A 4,862-nucleotide genomic window follows, 5' to 3' on the forward strand; every position below is an offset into this window, starting at 1 on the left:
GTTAATAAAGTTTTAGATGATTTTTATAAAATGAATCATGTAAGTATTTCTAGGGATAATTATATAAAAGAAGATGAGTATATTTCTCTTATTGGATATTATTCTGATATCATCTCTAATGATAATATTTATAATTTGTTTTATAGTTTTCACAAGGATAATATTTATTTTAATATGGATTATTTGGAATATTTATTTGCTAATAATGAAAAAGCAGATGATTTGATTTCTAATATGTTAAAAAATATTGATAAAAAGAATCATTATTATTTTTATGTGCTTGGAATTAAATATTATAACAATTATAAAGTAAATGTTATATATGATGATATAGAAAAGAGTATTTCAAATTATGAGGAGGCCATAAAATTAAAACCTAATTCTTATTTGTATAATGAGAAACTAGCTAAGGCTTATTTGCTTAAAAATGATTATGATAATGCTTTAAGATATTATGAGAATGCAATTGTTTTGAGTGATAATAATACTAGTTTAATAAAAGAGGTTTTAGGTATATTGAATAGGGACTTTAACAAAAACGCAAATAAAATAATAGAATATCTTAATAAAATAATTAGTATAGACAATAATGATGATGAGGCAATAGAGGAGCTTGCTAAACTTTATGAATCTATTGGGGACTATGATAATGCTTATCTTTATTATAATAAATTGGTGGAGGCTATAAATTATCATTTGTATATTATAAACAATGAGAAACCCAATGCTTCACTTTATGATAAATATACATCTAAAAAGAATAGAACCCAAACAAAAATAAAGTCTATAGAAAATAGAATGAAATGATTGTATTTTATTCGCGGAGACTAGCTATTACAAATAAAAAATAAAAATATTTTACAAACTTAAAATTTTTAATTGATAATAAATGGGGATTTATGAAAAACAAAACTAAATTAGCAATATTTTTAATGATACTTTCTGCTTTATCTTTTAGCTTGATGCAGATGAGCGTAAAGATTTCCGGCAAAAGCATTCCTGTAATGCAGCAGGTTTTCTCACGCAATTTAATAATAATGATAATCAGTATAATTGTGTTATTAAAAAATAAAGAGAGTTTTTTGCCAAACAAAGAAAGCATTATACCTTTAATATTAAGGTCTTTATTTGGTTTTTTTGGAGTAGTGGCATCATTCTACGCTTTTAATAATATGATTTTAGCAGATGCTTCTATACTTCAAAATACTTCTCCTTTTTGGGCAACATTTTTTGCATTTCTTATAATAAGAGAAAAGATTTTTAAAATACAATGGCTCGCATTAATAATAGCTATAATTGGGGCGATGTTTGTTATTAAGCCTTCTTTTAATTCTAATATATTTCCTTCTTTAGTGGCATTATCCGGAGCAATGTTTGCAGGATTAGCTTACACTATGATAGGTTATCTTAAAGGCAAAGAAAGAAACTCTATTATAATACTTTATTTTTCTTTTATATCATCTATTCTATCTTTAATATTCGCTAAAACTTTTGTAATGCCTAGTTTGTATGAGTTTTTAATGCTTATTCTGATAGGCGTGTTTGCTGGTTTTGGTCAATTCTTTTTAACAGTATCTTATAAAGAAGCTCCTGTTTCTACTGTAAGTATATTCAATTATACTGGTCTTATATTTTCTTATTTGATAAGCGTTTTGTTTTTTAATGAGTTAATAGATGTATATTCTATTATAGGAATGCTTCTAACGATTTCTGCTGCTTTAATTGTGTATTTTTACAAGTTAAAGTTTAAGTAAGGCTCTCAAAATTTGTACAAAATGTAGGATAATATAGTTTACATTATATTTACAATACAATATTTTTTGTAAAATTAATTTATACTTCTTTACAAAACAATTAAAATATACTATAATTATAATATAAGGTTAAATAATTCCTTAAATATATAAAAAAGGGAGATTATTTATGAGAAGTTTAATAATTTTAGCTATGAGTTTTGTTGTTGGATTAAAGGCTTATGGTTTTGATTTGATAGAAGATACTTTTGACTTTATATTTGATGATTTGGCTAAGGTGATTGGTATAATAGTGATAATAGCTGTTATATTTTATTTTGTAAGGAAGTATTCAAGAAAGTCTAATTGATTAGTATTTGGAGATACGATGAAAAAAATAATAATATTTATAATATCATGTAATTTTCTTTATGGTTTCGATTTAATAGAAGACACTGTTGAATTTTTATTTGAAGATGTTGCTCAAGTACTTGGTATTATAGCTATGATACTAGTTGCTATGTATTTTATTAAGAGATTTTTGAGGGAAGATTCAAACAGTTCTAAAAGATTTTCTTACCATAGAGAAGAAGAGGATAATAACAGAACTGATATAGTAAAGAGAGATAGTTCTAGGGTTTATGATATAAAGAGCAACAAAGATAATTAAATAAACATTAATTAATAATTACTTAAAATAAAAAAGGAGGAATATTGTATGAAATATTTAGTAATATCTTTAGCATCAATATTTTTTATATTTATAATTGTGGGAATGTTTTTTCTTTTTAGAGGAAACACAGGATATTTCAATTATTATTTATTAGACAATTTAGATGATATAGTTGAAGGTGTATTTGAAATTATTGTTTTAGGTATAGTTGCTGTTATAGGTGTAGCATTTTTGAAAAAGATTTGGCATAAGCTATAATTAATATATTTGAGGAATATTTTATGCTTGCTATTTATAAATTATTTAATATACTTATATAATAATATTTTCTCGGAGTATAAAGGTGAAGTATATTAAATATTTATTAGTATTATTGGTTTTTAATTTTTCGTTGTTTGCTTTAACAGAAGCTGAGCAAAGTTTATTTGATGCTGTAAACAAAAAAGATTATCAAAATGTTTCTACAATACTAAGCAGTTCTCCAGACATTGACATTAATGCTTCTGATATGGAAGGATACACATCTTTGCACAGAGCTATTGTTAATAATGATTTAAATACTGTGATGGAACTTTTAAAGAATGAGAATATTGATGTTAATTCAAAATTAGGAATAGAAGTTTCAATAGACGGTTGGTATTTAGGAGGGGCTACACCTTTAATATTAGCTTCATATTTAGGATATACTGATATTGTAAATGCATTAATAGAGAAAGATGTAGATATTAAGGCGAAAGATGATGTTGATGGTTGTATGGCTATACATTTAGCTGCGGCAAATGGAAAAAATGAAGTTATTGAGATTTTATTAGACGTAGATGCTTCAAATATAAATGATGTAGACAATAAAGGAAATACTCCATTACATTGGGCTTCTATGAAAGACAGAGCTGATACAGTTTCACTTCTTATAGAAAATGGTGCTGACATAGAAGCTAAAGATGTAGACAATTGGACTGCTTTACACTATGCTGCTGCTTTTGCTTCACTTCAAACAGTTGAGGCTTTAGTAGATAATGGTGCTGATAAAAATAGCCTTACAAAAGACGGCAACATTCCTGTTAATTATGCTAAAGATGAAACTATAAAAACTTATTTATCTGGCGGAAAAATAGATAGAGAAGATACTGAAGAAGTTATAGAAGAAGAAACTAAAGAAACTACTACTGAAAATACTGAAGCTTCTGAAACTATTACAGAAGATGATACTAACACAGAATTAGATACTACTCAAAATGGAAGCATAGTTGCTCCTGCTGCAGTTGATTTAGACCCTAAACAATTAGAACTTTTAATAGCTGTAAAAAATAATGATATCATAGCTGTTAATGCTTTATTAAAAGAAAATGTTAATCCTAATTTCGTAGATGAAGAAGGTTATTCACCATTACATAGAGCTGTATTAAATGATAATTTAGATGTAGTTAATGTTTTGCTTAGCTACAAAGATATAGATACAGAAATAAAACTTCCTTATGAGGCAAGTGTTGATGATTGGTATTTGGGAGGAGCTACTCCATTACTTGTTGCTTCATATACTGGAAATGCTGATATAGTTAATGCTTTAATAGAGGCAGGAAGCGATATAAGAGCAAAAGATGATATAGACGGTGCTACTACTATACATATAGCTTCTGCAAATGGAAACAATGAAGTTATTAATATTCTTCTAAATAAAGATAACACTTTAATAAACGAAGCAGACAGCATGAAAGACACTCCATTACATTGGGCTTCTATAAAAAATCAAACAGATACTATCTCACTTCTTCTTGCAAATGGTGCAGATACAAAACTTACAAACTCTGACGGAAATACTGTTTTACATTATGCTGCTATGTATGGCGATGTTAATACTGTTAATGTTTTGCTTGAGGCTGATTCTTCTTTGGCAAGCGTAGAAAACAATGAAGGAATTACTCCTATTTATTATGCTATCATTGTAAGTGATAATGATATTTTATCATCATTAATCAATAATGGTCAAATAGATGTTAATAAAAAAGATTCTTTAGGATATACTCCATTACATTATGCTGCTAATTATGGTAATATGGAAGCTGTTGTATTATTGGTTGAAGAGTTTAATGCTGATAAAACTATAGTAAATGGTGATAATTTTACTGCTTCAGATATAGCTGCTAACAATTCTTATTATACTATAGTTGAATATTTAGGCGGTACTGTAAATTATAATAATCAAAATAATACAGAAAATGTTAAGCCAAGTATTGTACTTCCAGAATATAACAAGAAAAGAGATTTATCTAAAAAGTGGTGGTAAAATAATAATAATTAAATAAAAAAATAAAGAGGTTTAAAATTAATTTTTAAGCCTCTTTTTTATTTGGTATTTTTACGAAATTTTTTTTATATTTCTAAATGAGTATATTTTTATATAAATTTTATTAGACTTCTTCCAAAACTAAATTAATAAATATTTATATTGTTTTAAT

The 4,862-nt window shown here is 26.1% G+C and carries 6 protein-coding genes; all 6 read left to right on the plus strand.

The features are described from left to right. Positions 1 to 807: tetratricopeptide repeat protein (locus E6A48_RS11540; protein ID WP_219710456.1), on the plus strand; the 807-nt coding region annotated here is incomplete at its 5' end. 92 nt (positions 808 to 899) lie between these two features. Further along, the gene (locus tag E6A48_RS11545; protein WP_219710457.1) at positions 900 to 1,754 is read left to right on the plus strand and encodes a DMT family transporter; all 855 of its coding nucleotides are present in this window, start codon (positions 900 to 902) and stop codon (positions 1,752 to 1,754) included. 169 nt (positions 1,755 to 1,923) lie between these two features. After that, positions 1,924 to 2,103: a hypothetical protein gene (locus tag E6A48_RS11550; protein ID WP_219710458.1), complete on the plus strand. Its 180-nt coding sequence runs from the start codon at positions 1,924 to 1,926 to the stop codon at positions 2,101 to 2,103. A gap of 18 nt (positions 2,104 to 2,121) precedes the next feature. After that, positions 2,122 to 2,403, plus strand: coding sequence for a hypothetical protein (locus E6A48_RS11555; RefSeq protein ID WP_219710459.1), 282 nt, complete (start codon positions 2,122 to 2,124; stop codon positions 2,401 to 2,403). Positions 2,404 to 2,451: 48 nt separating this feature from the next. After that, positions 2,452 to 2,664, plus strand: a complete 213-nt coding sequence (locus tag E6A48_RS11560) for a hypothetical protein (protein ID WP_219710460.1) — start codon at positions 2,452 to 2,454, stop codon at positions 2,662 to 2,664. Between the two features lie 85 nt (positions 2,665 to 2,749). Continuing rightward, entirely contained in the window at positions 2,750 to 4,690 is a 1,941-nt protein-coding gene (locus E6A48_RS11565; RefSeq protein WP_219710461.1) for an ankyrin repeat domain-containing protein, read from the plus strand. Positions 4,691 to 4,862: the final 172 nt, after the last annotated feature.

Source organism: Brachyspira pilosicoli (assembly GCF_019402445.1).
GTDB classification, from domain to species: domain Bacteria; phylum Spirochaetota; class Brachyspiria; order Brachyspirales; family Brachyspiraceae; genus Brachyspira; species Brachyspira pilosicoli_B.

Coding starts and splice junctions, on each gene's coding strand:
- E6A48_RS11555 (WP_219710459.1), top strand. CDS start 2,122: ATGAAAAAAATAATAATATTTATAATATCATGTAATTTTCTTTATGGT.
- E6A48_RS11560 (WP_219710460.1), top strand. CDS start 2,452: ATGAAATATTTAGTAATATCTTTAGCATCAATATTTTTTATATTTATA.
- E6A48_RS11545 (WP_219710457.1), top strand. CDS start 900: ATGAAAAACAAAACTAAATTAGCAATATTTTTAATGATACTTTCTGCT.
- E6A48_RS11550 (WP_219710458.1), top strand. CDS start 1,924: ATGAGAAGTTTAATAATTTTAGCTATGAGTTTTGTTGTTGGATTAAAG.